The organism is Leisingera coralii (genome assembly GCF_049056525.1).
Classification (GTDB): domain Bacteria; phylum Pseudomonadota; class Alphaproteobacteria; order Rhodobacterales; family Rhodobacteraceae; genus Leisingera; species Leisingera coralii.
The window spans coordinates 104443-119991 of the sequence record NZ_JBHUPT010000014.1 but is presented as its reverse complement, the minus strand read 5'-3'; the positions used below and the strand labels follow the sequence as shown (position 1 = coordinate 119991).

15 protein-coding genes are annotated in these 15549 nt (G+C 65.4%); 12 read left to right on the top strand and 3 right to left on the bottom strand.

Annotated elements, in window-relative coordinates:
* Positions 1-84 precede the first annotated feature (84 nt).
* The 4 genes from ACFMBG_RS05395 (at position 85) to ACFMBG_RS05380 (ending at position 3718) form a co-directional block, all read left to right on the top strand.
* Positions 85-1941 (top strand): ABC-F family ATP-binding cassette domain-containing protein, encoded by a 1857-nt coding sequence (locus ACFMBG_RS05395; RefSeq protein ID WP_421053693.1) that lies wholly within the window; start codon positions 85-87, stop codon positions 1939-1941.
* Positions 1938-2558, top strand: coding sequence for a MarC family protein (locus ACFMBG_RS05390; RefSeq protein ID WP_421053692.1), 621 nt, complete (start codon positions 1938-1940; stop codon positions 2556-2558). Before ACFMBG_RS05395 ends, ACFMBG_RS05390 begins: the two co-directional genes overlap by 4 nt.
* 44 nt (positions 2559-2602) lie before the next feature.
* A complete protein-coding gene (locus ACFMBG_RS05385; RefSeq protein WP_421053691.1) occupies positions 2603-3184 on the top strand; it encodes a retropepsin-like aspartic protease family protein in 582 nt (193 codons plus the stop codon).
* A 117-nt stretch (positions 3185-3301) separates the two neighbouring features.
* On the top strand, positions 3302-3718 hold the full coding sequence (locus tag ACFMBG_RS05380) for a globin domain-containing protein (protein ID WP_421053690.1): 417 nt from the start codon (positions 3302-3304) through the stop codon (positions 3716-3718).
* A gap of 19 nt (positions 3719-3737) precedes the next feature.
* Here ACFMBG_RS05380 and ACFMBG_RS05375 read toward each other — a convergent pair whose 3' ends face one another.
* The 3 genes from ACFMBG_RS05375 to ACFMBG_RS05365 form a co-directional block, all read right to left on the bottom strand.
* On the bottom strand, positions 3738-4289 hold the full coding sequence (locus ACFMBG_RS05375) for a CHAP domain-containing protein (RefSeq protein ID WP_421053689.1): 552 nt from the start codon (positions 4287-4289) through the stop codon (positions 3738-3740).
* 135 nt (positions 4290-4424) lie between these two features.
* A complete protein-coding gene (locus ACFMBG_RS05370; protein ID WP_421053688.1) occupies positions 4425-4883 on the bottom strand; it encodes a DNA polymerase III subunit chi in 459 nt (152 codons plus the stop codon).
* A 6-nt stretch (positions 4884-4889) separates the two neighbouring features.
* Positions 4890-6365, bottom strand: a complete 1476-nt coding sequence (locus ACFMBG_RS05365; protein WP_421053687.1) for a leucyl aminopeptidase — start codon at positions 6363-6365, stop codon at positions 4890-4892.
* Between the two features lie 191 nt (positions 6366-6556).
* On the opposite strand from ACFMBG_RS05365, the gene lptF reads away from it, so the two are divergent.
* From lptF to ACFMBG_RS05325, 8 genes are all read left to right on the top strand, one after another.
* Positions 6557-7675, top strand: coding sequence for an LPS export ABC transporter permease LptF (lptF, locus tag ACFMBG_RS05360; protein WP_421053686.1), 1119 nt, complete (start codon positions 6557-6559; stop codon positions 7673-7675).
* Entirely contained in the window at positions 7672-8775 is a 1104-nt protein-coding gene (gene lptG, locus ACFMBG_RS05355; RefSeq protein ID WP_421053685.1) for an LPS export ABC transporter permease LptG, read from the top strand. The genes lptF and lptG overlap by 4 nt, the downstream gene beginning before the upstream one ends.
* The gene (locus tag ACFMBG_RS05350; protein WP_421053684.1) at positions 8759-10939 is read left to right on the top strand and encodes an LPS-assembly protein LptD; all 2181 of its coding nucleotides are present in this window, start codon (positions 8759-8761) and stop codon (positions 10937-10939) included. The genes lptG and ACFMBG_RS05350 overlap by 17 nt, the downstream gene beginning before the upstream one ends.
* Positions 10924-12183, top strand: a complete 1260-nt coding sequence (locus ACFMBG_RS05345) for a peptidylprolyl isomerase (RefSeq protein WP_421053683.1) — start codon at positions 10924-10926, stop codon at positions 12181-12183. Before ACFMBG_RS05350 ends, ACFMBG_RS05345 begins: the two co-directional genes overlap by 16 nt.
* Positions 12180-13151, top strand: a complete 972-nt coding sequence (gene pdxA / locus ACFMBG_RS05340) for a 4-hydroxythreonine-4-phosphate dehydrogenase PdxA (protein WP_421053682.1) — start codon at positions 12180-12182, stop codon at positions 13149-13151. The genes ACFMBG_RS05345 and pdxA overlap by 4 nt, the downstream gene beginning before the upstream one ends.
* 84 nt (positions 13152-13235) lie before the next feature.
* Positions 13236-14078: a 16S rRNA (adenine(1518)-N(6)/adenine(1519)-N(6))-dimethyltransferase RsmA gene (rsmA, locus tag ACFMBG_RS05335; protein WP_421053782.1), complete on the top strand. Its 843-nt coding sequence runs from the start codon at positions 13236-13238 to the stop codon at positions 14076-14078.
* 38 nt (positions 14079-14116) lie between these two features.
* Complete coding sequence (locus tag ACFMBG_RS05330) at positions 14117-14884, top strand: pyridoxine 5'-phosphate synthase (protein ID WP_421053681.1); 768 nt, start codon at positions 14117-14119, stop codon at positions 14882-14884.
* Between the two features lie 95 nt (positions 14885-14979).
* Positions 14980-15519, top strand: coding sequence for a GNAT family N-acetyltransferase (locus ACFMBG_RS05325; protein WP_421053680.1), 540 nt, complete (start codon positions 14980-14982; stop codon positions 15517-15519).
* Positions 15520-15549 lie beyond the last annotated feature (30 nt).

Genomic DNA, 15549 nt, shown 5'->3' with positions numbered 1-15549 from the left:
CGTGCCTCCGGCGTGGATATTTTCAGCAAGAGGAAGGCGGCAGGCCGATTGACAGCCTCCGGCACCTGCGCCACACCGCTGATCATGTTACGCATTCAGGACATCACCTATTCGGTCGAAGGCCGCCCGCTGATCGAAGGCGCCTCTGCCACCATTCCCACCGGCCACAAGGTTGGCCTGGTCGGGCGCAACGGCACCGGCAAGACCACCCTGTTCCGGCTGATCCGGGGCGAGCTGGCGCTGGAAACCGGCAGCATTTCCCTGCCCTCCAAGGCGCGCATCGGCGGTGTCGCGCAGGAAGTGCCCTCCTCCAACGTCTCGTTGACCGACACGGTGCTGGCCGCCGATACCGAGCGTGCCGCCCTGCTGGCCGAAGCTGACAGCGCCACCGACCCGGCGCGGATTGCCGAGATCCAGACGCGATTGTCAGATATCGACGCCTGGTCGGCGGAGGCGCGCGCTGCCTCGATCCTCAAGGGCCTGGGCTTTGACGACGCCGACCAGAAACGCCCCTGCTCGGACTTCTCCGGCGGCTGGCGGATGCGGGTGGCGCTGGCCGCGGTGCTGTTTGCCCAGCCTGACCTGCTGCTGCTGGACGAGCCGACCAACTACCTCGACCTCGAGGGCGCGCTGTGGCTGGAAAGCTACCTGGCGAAATACCCGCATACGGTGCTGATCGTCAGCCATGACCGGGGCCTGCTGAACCGGGCGGTGGGCGCGATCCTGCACCTGGAGGACAAGAAGCTCAGCCTCTACCAGGGCAACTACGACACCTTTGCCGAGACCCGCGCCGCCCGGATTCTTGCCGCCCAGTCCGAAGCCAAGAAACAGGAAGCCCGCCGCGCCCATCTGCAAAGCTTCGTCGACCGGTTCCGCGCCAAGGCAACCAAGGCGAAACAGGCGCAGGCCCGCCTCAAGATGATCGCCAAGATGAAGCCGATCACCACGCCGCAGGAGGCGGCGCTGCGCGCCTTCACCTTCCCGGAGCCGGAGGAAATGTCCCCGCCGATCATCCATATCGAGGGCGGCATCACCGGCTATGGCGATACGGAAATCCTGAAACGGCTGAACCTGCGCATCGACCAGGACGACCGCATCGCGCTGTTGGGCAAGAACGGCCAGGGCAAGTCGACGCTGTCAAAGCTGCTGGCCGACCGGCTGCCGCTGATGGCAGGCAAGATGACCCGGTCTTCAAAGTTGCGCATCGGCTACTTCGCACAGCATCAGGTGGATGAACTGTATGTCGATGAAACCCCGCTCGATCACCTGCGCCGCCTGCGTCCCGATGAGGCACCGGCAAAGTGGCGTGCGCGGCTGGCAGGCTTCGGCCTGGGTGCCGCACAGGCCGAGACCGAAGTCGGGCGGCTGTCCGGCGGCCAGAAGGCGCGGCTCAGCCTGCTGATCGCAACCATCGACGCACCGCATATGCTGATCCTCGACGAACCGACCAACCACCTGGACATCGAAAGCCGCGAGGCGCTGGTGGAGGCGCTCACCGCCTACTCCGGCGCAGTGATCCTGGTCAGCCACGACATGCATCTGCTGAGTCTGGTGGCAGACCGGCTGTGGCTGGTCTCGGACGGCACTGTCAAACCCTATGACGGCGACCTGGAGAGCTACCGCGCGCTGCTGCTGGCGCGGGAGAAACCCGCCGCCAAAGCCGAGGCGCCAAAGCAAGCCAAACCCAAACGGGCCTCCCGCGATGTGCTGATCGCCCTGCGCTCCGAGGTCCGCAAGTCCGAGGCGCGGGTGGAAAAGCTCAGCGAAATGCGTGAAAAGCTTGACGAAAAACTCGCCGACCCTAGCCTGTACGAACCGGGCAAGGCGGCGGATATGGCGGTCTGGCAGAAAAAGCACGCTGAGTGCATCGAGGCGCTGGAACGGGCTGAAGGCCTGTGGATGGACGCGCTGGAGAAACTGGAGCAGGCCGAGGCGCAATGATCGACACCGCATTTCTGATCACCTCTTTCGTCACCCTGTTCGTCATTGTCGACCCGATCGGCCTGACGCCGGTTTTCATTGCCCTGACTCAGGGCATGCCCTCTGCCCGCCGCCGCTCCATCGCGCTGCGGGCGACGGTCACTGCCGCGGTCCTGCTGGCAATCTTCGCCGCCCTGGGCGAAGCGGTGCTGGGCTTCATCGGCATCTCCATGCCCGCTTTCCGTGTGGCCGGCGGCGCGCTGCTGTTCCTGACGGCACTCGACATGCTGTTCGAGCGCCGCAACAAACGGCGCGAAGACCGCAGCGAGGAAGATGACTTCGACGACCCCTCCGTCTTTCCGCTGGCAATCCCGCTGATGGCAGGCCCCGGCTCCATCGCGACCGTGATCCTGCTGACCGGCCAGCAGCCGGGTTTCGCAGGCTTTGCCATGGTCATGGGCGTGGTCATTGCGGTGCTGGCAATCCTGCTGGTGATGTGCCTGTTTTCCGGCCTGTTCGAGCGGCTGCTGGGCAAGACCGGCATCACCGTTGTCACCCGTCTCCTGGGGATGCTGCTGGCGGCGCTATCGGTGCAATTCGTGCTCGACGGGCTGCGCGCCTTTGGCTTTGCCGGCTAGCATACCGCACTGGTGCGCCTACATTCTGTTCAGGAGGTGCGCAAATGGGCGACTATGAAATCGGGCGGTTTATCTATCTGGTGATCCTGCTGGTGGCGGTGGGGTCCTGGGTTTTCGTGCAGAACCGCCAGAGCCTGGGCAAGACGCTGCAGATGTTCGCCGTCTGGGGCTTCATTTTCCTTGGCGTGATCGCCTCTTACGGGCTGTGGCAGGACATCCGCCAGACCGTGCGCCCGCAGCAGAACGTTGCGGTGGATGCAGGCCGGGTCGAGGTGCCGCGCGCACCAGACGGGCATTACTACCTGACCCTTGATGTCAACGGCACGCCCATCGAGTTTCTTGTCGACACCGGCGCCAGCCAGGTCGTTCTGAATGAAAGCGACGCCCGGCGTGCCGGGATCGATACCGAAAACCTCGCCTATCTCGGCCGCGCCCAGACCGCTAACGGCGAAGTGCGCACGGCCTCTGTCTGGCTCGATGAAATGTCGCTGGGCGGTATTACCGACACAGGTGTGCGTGTCTGGGTCAACAAGGGGGCGCTGGAGCAATCGCTGCTGGGCATGGGATACCTTCAGCGCTGGTCCAGCATCGAGATCCGCAACGGCGCCCTGATTCTGACGCGGTAACCGCTGCCTCCGCCGCGGCCCCGCAATTCAGGTTATTGAGCCGGATCAAGGAATTCCGGCTGCTTTGCTCCTAAGCTGGATGGCAACTGAGACACCAGAAAGGAGCATGATATCCCCGTGACAGACGCAGAACTGGAACAACTGAGAGAAAGTTACAGCAAGCTGAAAGATGAGGCCGTCAGGGACCCCACGTTCTTCTACGACGCGCTGTTCCGGCACGCGCCCGAGCTGCGGCAGCTTTTCCGGGAAGATCTGGAAGGCCAAGGCATGAAGTTCATGACGACCCTGGGCGTCATTCTTGCCAAGCTTGACGATGAATCAGCCGTCGACCCGCACTTCCAGGAACTCGGCAAGAGACACGCAAGCCTCGGCGTCCACATTTCTCACTTTGCCCCAATGGAGGAAGCACTGGTCGACTCCCTGCGCAACGCGCTGGAAGACGATTTCACTCCGGAGCTCGAAGCCCTGTGGCGCAGAGCCTTTGAAAAAATTTCCGGCCGGATGATCCAGCGCGGCGGCATTCAGAACAGCTGACAGCTGTCCGCCCCTTGCCTCATCCGGCGTCGGGATCCGCCGAAATGAAGCCGAGGATGGGGTAAACCCGCCCGAACGCGCCCGGGTTGCTTTCCAATCTCACGGCGGACCAGTCATTGGCCGCCGACACATCGATCACCGCCATGCCCAGCGACACCTTGTTGCGGTGCCAATTGGCGTGGTTGACCTCGATCCTGCGGGAATCTTCGACCTTGGACACCACCGCAACATGGCCCAGCGGGTTGGAACGGGTCGCCTGAAACGCCATCACCGCCCCGGGCTTCGGCTCATTCCCGCGGCTGAACTGGCCCTTGGCCTGTGTCCACCAGGTCTTGGCATTGCCGTAGATTTCGATGCCGCTGGCATTGCGTGCAAAGGGTACGCACCAGACCCGCTTGCCCTTGGAACGCAGGGATTGAACTTCCTGCACTGCAAAATCCAGACGCTCCACGTCTACCTCAGCCCGGCTTACGGAGCCGCCCTGGATGCCGCCGCAGTTGGCCAGGATCAGCAGCCCCGCCCCAACAACAGGCAGCAGCCGCGCCCGCGAAAACGCACGCTTCAAAATCATCTGTCCCCCCAGTGTTCTGGTCTTTTGACCGGGAGGATTACTGTGCTCGCCGCGGTCAGGCGAGCATTTACTGCACAATTGAAATAAATCCGAAGGAAACTGGCGGAAACCTGCCGATGACGCGGGCTGGGCGGCCTATTTCTCTGCCTTCTTTTCCCAGCGCCCGCTTTCCTCCGACCAGTACTGGGCGGAGCAGCCGGCGTCTGTCAGGCTTTTCCACTGGGTGCGGGCGTGCTGCACGGCTTCGGGATCGGTGCCGTCGAACAGGATGCAGACGCGGCTCAGCGCCTGCACCTCCTCGGCGCTGACGGCGGCGCCATCCACCGCCATCACGCAATCAGGGCTATTGGCCGCCTCCGGCCCTGCCGTCAGCAGGACCGGCTGCAGCGCGTCGTGGGGGCCGCCCGCCAGGCCGTGGGCGAGAAAGCTCTCTTCCGGTCCCAGCCACAAACGGTCATCCAGCCAGGCCATGCGCTCAGGGTCGCGTCCGCGCACCGCGATGCGCCAGCCCGCCCCGAGCGCCTTGTCCAGCAGCACCGGAAGGGTCTCCTCCAGCGGCCTGCGGGTCAGATGGTAGAAATAGGCAGCCCCCATGAAGTCTTATTCCGCCTCGAACTTGTCCGCGACCAGCCGGCTCAGCGCCATCACGCCCCAGCCGGTGGCGCCTTTGGGCGCATAGTCCGTGTCCTTGCTGACAGAGGCAACGCCGGCGATATCCAGATGGATCCACGGCATATCGTCCTTGATGAACCGCTGCAGAAACTGCGCCGCAGTGATCGAGCCCGCAGGACGTCCGCCCACGTTCTTCATGTCGGCGATGCGCGATTTCAGCTGCTCGTCATAGGCTTTGCCCAAGGGCATCCGCCAGGCGCCCTCGTCCTCCGCCTTGGAAGCCTTCAGGAAGGCATTGCAAAGATCATCGTCATTGGAGAAAACGCCGGCATTTTCATGCCCCAGCCCGATGATGATGGCGCCGGTCAGCGTCGCGAGGTCAATCACACCTGCAGGCTTGAACCGCTCCTGCGCGTACCAAAGGACGTCGCACAGCACCAAACGCCCCTCGGCATCGGTGTTGATGATCTCGACGGTGTCGCCCTTCATCGACTTCACCACGTCGCCCGGGCGGGTGGCATTGCCGGAGGGCATGTTTTCCACGAGACCGACCAGGCCGACCACATTTGCCTTGGCCTTACGCAGCGCCAGCGCCTTCATGGTGCCGGCCACCACGCCAGCCCCGCCCATGTCCATGGTCATCTCTTCCATGCCAGCAGCGGGCTTCAGGGAAATGCCGCCGGTGTCGAACACCACGCCCTTGCCGACCAGCGCCAGCGGCGCAGCGTCCTTGGCGCCGCCCTTCCACTGCATCACCGCCACCTTGGACGGGCTGTCCGAACCCTGCCCGACGCTCAGCAGCGTGCGCATGCCCAGCTTTTCCAGGTCCGCCTCTTCCAGGATCTCGACCTCCAGGCCGATCTCCTTCATCTCCTCGATGCGGCGGGCGAATTCCGTGGTGGTCAGCACATTGGCCGGCTCATTGACCAGGTCGCGGGTCATATGCACGCCCTCAGCCACCGCCAGCAGCGGCGCGCAGGCGGCCTCCAACTCCGACGGCGCCTTGCAAGCGATCACCACTTCGCCTTCGGGCTTGTCGTCCTTCGGCGACTTGTGGTTGTCGAAATCATAGTCCCGCAGCGCAATCCCCTGGGTCAGATCGGCGGCCTTGTTCATGCTGCCGGCCATCACCGTCAGACGCTTGCCCGCGGCCCCCTTGGCCAGATTGGCGCCTGCCTTGCGGGCCTCCACCGGTGTCAGCTTGCGCGGCAGAACCAGCACGTCCAGCGCCTCCGCCTGCATCCCGGCAGGCCAGCCCAAAGAGATCACGTCGCCGGTCTTGGCCTTCTTGAACCCCTCGGACTCGATCAGCCGGGCAATGGCGCCCTTGCTGAGCCGGTTGGCACTGCGCGCCGCCTGATCCATGCTGCCTTCCGGCGTGACCATCACCGCCACGCGGCCGGTCATCTCTGCCAGCGCCTTGGGATCGTATTCGGCAAAACGGATCGGGGTAAGACTGCTCATTATTTGCGAACTCCTGCTGGTATCACCTGATTGTTGGCTCAAGAGGTATCCTGCGCAGCAGCGCTTGGCCAGACCCGCGCACATCCGCAATCCGCCGCCGATCCCGCCGCCTTGCGAGAATGCAGTTTTCCCCGCCAAGCAAATCCACTAAGGTCCGGCAAAATAACAATGGCAAGATCTGGGGGGATCGGGTGTCACGCTACGACAGATATGTGTTGTCACAGTATCTGCTCTTCTTCGGCTTCTTTGCCCTGATTCTGGTGGCCGTGTTCTGGGTCAACCGGGCCGTCGTGCTGTTCGACCGGCTGATCGGCAATGGCCAGTCGGCACTGGTGTTTCTGGAATTCACCGCTCTCACCCTGCCGAACCTGATCCGCATGGTGCTGCCGATTGCCGCCTTTGGTGCCTCGGTCTGGGTCACCAACCGGCTCAACAGCGAGAGCGAACTGACGGTGCTGCGCGCCACCGGCACCAGCCCCTGGCAGATGGCGCGGCCTGCCCTGGCCTTTGGCGTCATTACCGCGCTGATGATGTCGGCGCTGACCCATTATCTGCTGCCCGCCTCGATCAGCCAGCTGGAAGAGCGCGAAAGCGAGGTCTCCCGCAACATCACCGCCAAGCTGCTGAGCGAGGGCGACTTCCTGCACCCGGCGGATGGCGTCACCTTCTATATCCGCCAGATCGACCCGGACGGCACCCTGAACGATGTCTTCCTGTCGGACCGCCGCGACCCGGAACTGACGGTGACCTACACCGGTGCCCGCGCCTTTCTGGTGCGCGACGAGAGCAGCGCGCATCTGATCATGGTGGAAGGCATGGCGCAGCGGCTGGACCACACGACGCAGCGGCTGTCGACCACGTTCTTTTCGGATTTTTCATACGATATCAGCACGCTGGCGCGACAAGCTGAGAACCCGGCCCGCAACATCCGCGCCATCCCGAGCCTGGAGCTGATGACCGCCACAGAGGCCGTCACCCGCACCGACGGTTATTCCGCAGGCGCCCAGGCAGAGGAGCTGCACCTGCGCTTTGCCCGTGCGCTGGTCTGCGTGGCGGTGGCGATGATCGGGTTTTCAACACTGATGCTGGGCACCTTCTCCCGCTTCGGCGTCTGGCGCCAGGCCTTCCTGGCCTTTGTCGTGCTGATCTTTGTCGAGGGCCTGCGCGGCGTCGTGTCGGAGCCGGTGCTGGAGAACCCCAGCCTGTGGCCGCTGATCTACCTGCCGACCCTTTTGGGGCTTGCGGTGGCGCTGATCTTCCTGATCCTGGCGTCCCGGCCCAAGCGCATCCGGCAGGAGGCCTCCGCATGAAGCTGGATCTCTATTACGCGCGCCGCTTCCTGCAATGGTTTCTGGTGATCTGCGCGGTTCTGATGACGCTGGTGGTGCTGATCGACCTGAACGAGCAGATCCGCCGCTTCGAAGGCGCCGGGCTCGGCCTGCCGCAGCTGGTGGGCCTGAGCCTGCTGAACATCCCGGCCGCGCTCAGCGAGTTCCTGCCGCTGATCATGATCCTCACCACCATCGTGCTGTTTGTCGGCCTCGCCCGCAGCAGCGAGCTGGTGGTGACCCGCGCCATCGGACGCTCCGGCATCCGGGCGCTGGCGGCGCCGGTGCTGGTGGCGGCCGCGATCGGCGGCCTGGCGGTCACCATGCTGAACCCGATCGCGGCGGCCACCGCCAACCGCTACCAGGATCTCGCTGAGACCTACCACAATGGCGGCCCTTCCGCCCTGTCGCTCAGCGGCGAAGGGTTGTGGCTGCGCCAGGGCGGCGCCCGCGGCCAGTCGGTCATTCACGCCAAGGGCTACAGCGGCGATGCCGCCGACATCACCCTGTATGATGTCTCGATCCACGCCTATACCAACGGCGGCGGCCCGGTGCGCCGCATCACAGCCGAAAGCGCCCGGCTGGACGGCAACAACTGGGTCCTGACCAACGCCAAATCCTGGCCGCTCACGGCCGGCCTCAACCCGGAATCCGGCGCCGCCCAGCATGATGAGCTGCAGCTGCCGACCACGCTGACCACCGACCGCATCCGCGACACGCTGGGCACCTCCAGCGGTATTTCGATCTACGACCTGCCCGCCACCATCCGCGAGCTTTCTGCCGCCGGCTTTACCACCAAGCGCTATGAGGTCCGCTATCAGGCAGAGCTGGCCCGGCCGCTGTTCCTGATCGCCATGGTGCTGGTCGGCGCGTCCTTCACGATGCGGCACGCGCGCTTTGGCGGCACCGGCCTTGCGGTGCTGATGGCGGTGCTGCTGGGTTTCGGGCTTTATTTCATCCGCAATTTCGCGCAAATCCTTGGCGAGAACGGGCAAATCCCGGTGGCGCTGGCCGCCTGGGCGCCGCCCGCCGCTGCAATATTGTTGACCTTGGGACTGCTTCTCCATGCCGAAGACGGGTAATCTGCGCCGGGCGCTGCTTCTTTCCGCCGTACTGCCCTGGCTGGCGCTGACAGCCCCTGACCTGCAAGCGCAGACCGCAGTGCCGCCCGATCCGGCGCAGCCTGCGATGCTGGTGGCCGACCAGGTCTTCATCACCCCGGACCGCACCCTGGTGGCCGAGGGCAACGTTGAGGCGTTCCAGGGCAATATCCGGCTGCGCGCCCGCAAGATCACCTTTGACCAGAGCACCGGCACCCTGCAGATCGAAGGCCCGATCCGCATCGATCAGGACGGCGACATCACCATCCTGGCCAACGCCGCCGAGCTGGACCAGGACCTGCGCAACGGCCTGCTGACCGGCGCCCGCATGGTGTTCCAGCAGCAGCTGCAGCTGGCCTCGCTGCAGATGACCCGGGTCAGCGGCCGCTACACCCAGTTGTACAAGACCGCCGTCACCTCCTGCCACGTCTGCGACGACGGCCGCCCGCCGCTGTGGCAGATCCGGGCCGAGCGGGTGATCCACGACCAGCAGGAACGCCAGCTCTATTTCGAGAGCGCCCAGCTGCGGGTGCTGGATGTGCCGGTGTTCTATTTCCCGGCGATCCGCCTGCCGGATCCCTCGCTGGAGCGCGCCAGCGGGTTTCTGGTGCCGTCCGTGCGCTCCACCTCGAACCTCGGCACCGGGGTGAAGGTGCCGTATTTCTTCACCCTCGGCCCGCACCGCGACCTGACGCTGGCCCCCTATATCTCCTCCAGCACCCAGACGCTGGATGTGCGCTACCGCCAGGCGTTCCGCCGCGGCAGGATCGAATTCAACGGCGCCTATACCCGCGATGACCTGTTCTCCGGCGAGGACCGCGGTTATCTCTTTGGCGAAGGCCAGTTCGACCTGCCGCGCGACTTCCGCTTCACCTTCGACGTCAAGGCGGTCTCGGACGACGCCTATGTCGCCGACTACGGCCTGCCCGACCTGGACCGCCTGCGGTCCGAGGCGGTGCTTACGCGGTCCAAGCGCGACAGCCTGTTCCGGACCTCGCTTACCCACTACAAGACCCTGCGCGACAGCGAGGAGCAGAGCGACATCCCTTCCGGCATTGCCGAGGCCTTTTATCAGACCCGGTATTTTCCGGCCCTCACCGGTGGTGAGCTGCGGCTGACGCTGCAGGGCCACGGCCACCACCGCAGCTCCAGCGTCGAGGCCACCGCCACCGACAGCAACGGCCGCGACCTGTCCCGGCTGACCGCCGATGTCGACTGGCGCCGCAGCTGGCGCCTGGGCTACGGCATCCTCGCGGAATGGGAAATTGGCGCCGCAGGCGATGCCTTCCGCGCCTACGACGACGCCTTCTTCACCGAAGAAGTCACCCGCCTCACTCCGCGCAGCGCGCTCACCCTGCGCCTGCCGATGAGCCGACGCGAAGCCGGCGGCGCCAGCCAGTATCTGGAGCCAATCCTGCAGCTGGGCTGGCGCGACGAGGGCGGCGGCGACGTGGTCAGCGAGGAAAGCCGCTTTGTCGAATTCGACCAGGGCAACCTGCTGTCGCTGTCGCGCTTCCCCTCAACCGATGCCCGCGAAGACGGGCTGACCCTGGTCTACGGCGCCAACTGGGCCCGCTACGCGCCCACCGGCTGGCAGGCCTATGCCACCGCGGGCCAGGTGCTGCGCAGCGACGGCGACGACCGGTTCACCAAGAGCTCGGGGCTGGGCGGCACCACCTCGGACATCCTGCTCGCAGGCCAGATCAAATACGGCGACAGCCTGGCGATCTCCACCCGCGGCCTGCTGAACGGTTCGCTCAATTTCTCCAAGGCCGAATTCCGCGGCGAATGGCACACCGGCCGTTCCAGCCTTGCCGGCACCTACCTGTGGCTGGGCACTGACCCGGACGAGGACCGGGATGAGGAAAGCTCGGAGCTGTGGGTTGACGGTCGCTATGACATCAACCCCAACTGGTCTGCCAGCGCCCGGCTGCGGTATGACATCGCCGGCGCCCAAGCCACCCGCGCGGGCCTCGGCGTGGCGTACAGCAACGAATGCGTGACGGTCGACGTTTCGGTCAACCGCCGCTATACCTCAACAACAAGTGTTGAGCCGACAACGGATTTCGGCTTTACCATCTCGCTGAGCGGATTTTCCGTAAAAAGCGGCAGCAAACAGTACAGGCGGTCATGCAGCAAGACGTGAATACCCGGTTCCCGGCTCCTTTCCTTTCCCGTGCTCTCAGAACTGCGGCCGCGCTGGCCCTGGCCGCGGGGCTGGCCTGGAGCGGTCTGCCCGCGGGCGCGCAGAACCTCTTTGCCCCGGCGATCACCGTGAACGACCAGGTCATCACCCGTTACGAGCTGGAACAGCGCGCCCGCTTCCAGGCGGCGCTGCGGGTGCCCGGCGATCCGCTGGAAACCGCCCGCGAAGAGCTGATCAACGACCGCCTCAAGCTGGACGTGCTGCAGCAGGCCGGGATTGAACTCAGCGAAGAAGACATCACAGCGGGCATGGAAGAACTGGCCGGGCGCGCCAACCTGTCGCTCAACGATTTCCTCACCGCGCTGCAGCAGCAGGGCGTTGCGCCGCAGACGCTGCGCGATTTCACCAAGGTCGGGCTGGGCTGGCGCGAGTACACCCGCGCCCGCTTCCTGTCCCGCGCCCGTCCCACGCCGGAAGAGATCGACCGCGCCATGGGCACGGCGGGCACCGGCAGCGTCCAGGTGCTGCTGAGCGAATTCATCGTCCCGGTCAACGACCAGAACGCCGCCCAGGTCGAGGAACTGGTGGAGCAGGTCGCCCAGCTCAAAGGCTATGACAGTTTCTCCGCCGCTGCCGCCCAGTATTCGGCGGCGGGCAGCCGTAGCGACGGCGGACGCCTGCCCTGGATGCCGCTGACCAAGCTGCCGCCGCAGCTGCAGGAGGTTGTGCTGGCACTGCAACCGGGCGAGATTTCCGAGCCGCTGCCGCTGCAGGGCGCCGTGGCGCTGTTCCAGATGCGCGGCCTGCGCGAGGTGGAAGGCGCCGCCCCGCGCTACACCGCCATTGAATATGCCACCTATTTCCTGCCCGGCGGGCGCACGCCCGAAGCTTTGGCTGCTGCGCAGAAGGTGGTGAACAGTGTCGACACCTGCGAAGACTTCTATGGTCTGGCACAGGGCCAGGATCCGTCGGTTCTGGCGGTTGAAAGCCTGCCGCCTTCGGAGATCCCCAGCGATATCGCGCTGGAACTGGCCAAGCTGGATCCGGGTGAAACCTCCACCGCGCTGACCCGCAACAACGGCCAGACCCTGATGGTGCTGATGCTCTGCGGCCGCACCGCCGACCTCGGCGAAGGCGCCAACCGCGAAACTGTCGCCAATGCATTGGCGGCGCAGCGCATGACCTCTCTGGTTGACAGCTACCTGGAACAGCTGCGCGCGGATGCGCGGATCGACGTCAAATGAGCAAGCCCGGGCCCATTGCACTGAGCTGCGGCGAGCCCGCAGGCATCGGCCCGGAAATCGCCGTCAAGGCCTGGGAAACCCTGCGCGCCGCCTGCCCGTTCTTCTGGATCGGCGACCCGCGCCACCTTCCCGCTGGCACCCCGGTCAAGGAAATTGCCGCCCCGGCAGAGGCTGCGGCAGCTTGCGCGGACCACTTCCCGGTGCTGCCCCTCGCCTTCGGCGGCAGCGCGGCCAAGGGCACTGCCGACCCGGCCAACGCCGCCGGAGTCATCCAATCCATCGAAACCGCCGTGCGGCTGGTCCAGCAAGGTGAAGCCTCTGCAGTCTGCACCGCCCCCATCCACAAGAAGGCGCTGATTGACGGTGCAGGCTTTGCCTACCCCGGCCATACCGAATTCCTCGCGTCACTTGCAGGCCGGGACCGCGTGGTGATGATGCTCGCCAGCGAGCAGCTGAGAGTGGTGCCTGCCACCATCCACATCGCGCTTGCGGACGTGCCCAAGGTACTGACCCCTGAGCTCCTGCGCGAAACCGTTGAGATCACCGCTGCCGGCCTGCGAGAGCAGTTCGGCATCGCGTCGCCCCGCATCGCTGTCGCGGGCCTCAACCCGCACGCGGGCGAAGGCGGCGCCATGGGGTCCGAGGAGCTCGATTGGATCAACGGTCTGGTCGGCCAGATGCGGGACGAGGGGCTGGACATCACCGGCCCGCATCCCGCCGACACGATGTTCCATGCCGCTGCCCGCGCCCGCTACGACGCGGCCGTCTGCATGTACCACGACCAGGCGCTGATCCCGATCAAGACGCTGGATTTCGACCGCGGCGTCAACGTGACCCTGGGCCTGCCCTTCATCCGCACCTCGCCCGACCACGGCACCGCCTTCGACATCGCGGGCACCGGCCGGGCCAACCCCTCCAGCCTGATCGAGGCCCTGAAGCTGGCGCAAGCCATGGCCGCCAGCACTTGAATCTTCTTCTGGCGGGAAATATCCCCGCCGGAGGCATGAAAATTCTGGCGCACGGCCCGCGCCATGTCCCAAGGTACAGATGACATGAGCGCCATCGACTCCCTCCCTCCTCTGCGCGAAGTGATCGCAAAGCATCAGCTGTCCGCCCGTAAATCGCTGGGCCAGAACTTCCTCCTGGACCTGAACCTGACCGCCAAGATCGCCCGCCAGGCAGGCGACCTCACCGGCTGCGACGTGCTGGAGATCGGTCCCGGCCCCGGCGGCCTCACCCGCGGGCTGCTTGCCGAGGGCGCCCGCCGGGTGCTGGCGGTGGAGAAGGACAGCCGCTGCCTGCCCGCGCTGCAAGAGATCGCAGAGGCCTATCCGGGCCGCTTTGAGGTGATCAACGGCGACGCTCTGGAAATCGACCCGCTCGAGTATCTGACACCGCCGATCCGCATCGCCGCCAACCTGCCCTATAACGTCGGCACTGAGCTGCTGGTCCGCTGGCTGACGCCCAAGGAATGGCCGCCGTTCTGGCAGAGCCTCACCCTGATGTTCCAGCGCGAGGTGGCCGAGCGCATCGTGGCGCAGCCCGGCTCCAAGGCCTATGGCCGCCTGGCGATCCTGGCCCAGTGGCGGGCTGATGTCCGCATCGTGCTGTCGCTGCCGCCTGGCGCCTTCACCCCGCCGCCCAAGGTCTCCAGCGCCGTGGTGCATCTGGACGCCCTGCCCGAGCCGCGCTTCCCGGCCGATGCCGCGATCCTGTCCCGCGTGGTCGCCGCAGCCTTCAACCAGCGCCGCAAGATGCTGCGCGCCTCGCTCAAGGGTATCTCCCCCGATATCGAGGCGCATCTGACCGCCGCCGGCATCCCGCCGACCGAGCGCGCCGAACAGGTCAGCCTGGAGGCCTTCTGCGCGCTGGCCCGCGAACTGGCCAAGGCCTGAGCCCCTTCCCGAATTCCTTGCCGGAGCCTGATTTCCCGATGACCCAACCGGTTACGCCCCGCCCGACCCTGCTGTCCGTGAACGTCAACGCCGTTGCCTATCTGCGCAACCGGCGCGAGGTGCCCTGGCCCAACCTGATCGACATCGCCCGCGCAATCCTGGAGGCCGGGGCCCATGGCATCACCGTCCATCCGCGCCCGGATGAACGCCACATCCGTTTCTCCGATGTGCCGGATCTCTCACGCCTGATCGCCGAGGAATTCCCGCAGGCGGAGTTCAACATCGAAGGCTACCCGACCCGCCACTTCATCGACCTGGTGCTGGAGAACAAACCGCATCAGGTGACGCTGGTGCCTGACACGCCGGAGCAATCCACTTCTGATCACGGCTGGGATTTCGCCGCGGATGGCGGCATGCTCCTGCCCATCGCTGAGGAGTTCAAAGCGGCCGGAATCCGGGTTTCCTATTTCGTGGACGCAAACCCCGCCGATCCGGAACTTGCGCGGCAAGCAGGCGCCGACCGGATCGAATTCTACACTGGCCCCTACGCTGACCAGAGCGATTCAGATGCGACGGCCCGCGAATTGGACAAAATCACAGCCACCGCAAACGCCGCCCGCGCCCTTGGGAGCCTGATGATGAACGCAGGCCACGACCTGACCGTGGACAACCTGCCCGCCCTGCGCCAGGCCATTCCCGATCTGGCCGAAGTCTCCATCGGCCACGCTCTTACCGCCGATGCGCTGATGCTGGGCTTCCCGGAGGCAGTCCGCCGCTACCTGCGGGTGCTGGGCCACGAGGCGTGACCATCCAGGGTCCAGCCGCTGCGGAGCTTGACCGCCCGCCCCTCTGAGCGCCTATGGTGCGTGCAGCAGCCAGCCACCAGGGACAGGAGCAGCAGATGAAGTTTTCATCAGAGTACCGCGGCCACACCAGCGGGATCATCAGCCTTTTCCGGGCGGTTTTCGCCGACTCGGAGGGGGACGCCGAAGGCGATCTGATCGCGGGCCTCGTCAGCGATATCTTCACCAAAACACCGGAACAGGACTTTTTCGTCTATTCGGCCTGGGACGGCGGCACGCTCATCGGCTGCATCATCTTTTCACGGCTGCGCTACGATCAGGACAGCCGCACGGTGTTCATCCTGTCGCCTGTTGCCGTCGCAACCAGCCGGCAAAAGCAGGGGATCGGGCAGGCTCTGCTGAGGCACGGGCTGAATGAGATCCGCAACAAGGGCGCCGACGTCGCCGTGACTTACGGCGATCCCGCTTATTACAGCAAGGTTGGCTTCCGCCAGATAACCGAGGCGCAAGCCGCATCCCCTGTGCCGCTGCGGTTCCCGGAAGGTTGGCAGGCTCAGCCGCTCAACGGCGGAGAGCTTGCGCCCCTGCGCGGCCCATCAATGTGTATCGAGGCCCTGAACAATCCAGTTTACTGGTAGCGAAAGCACCAAGATCCGGATTGCCCCCGC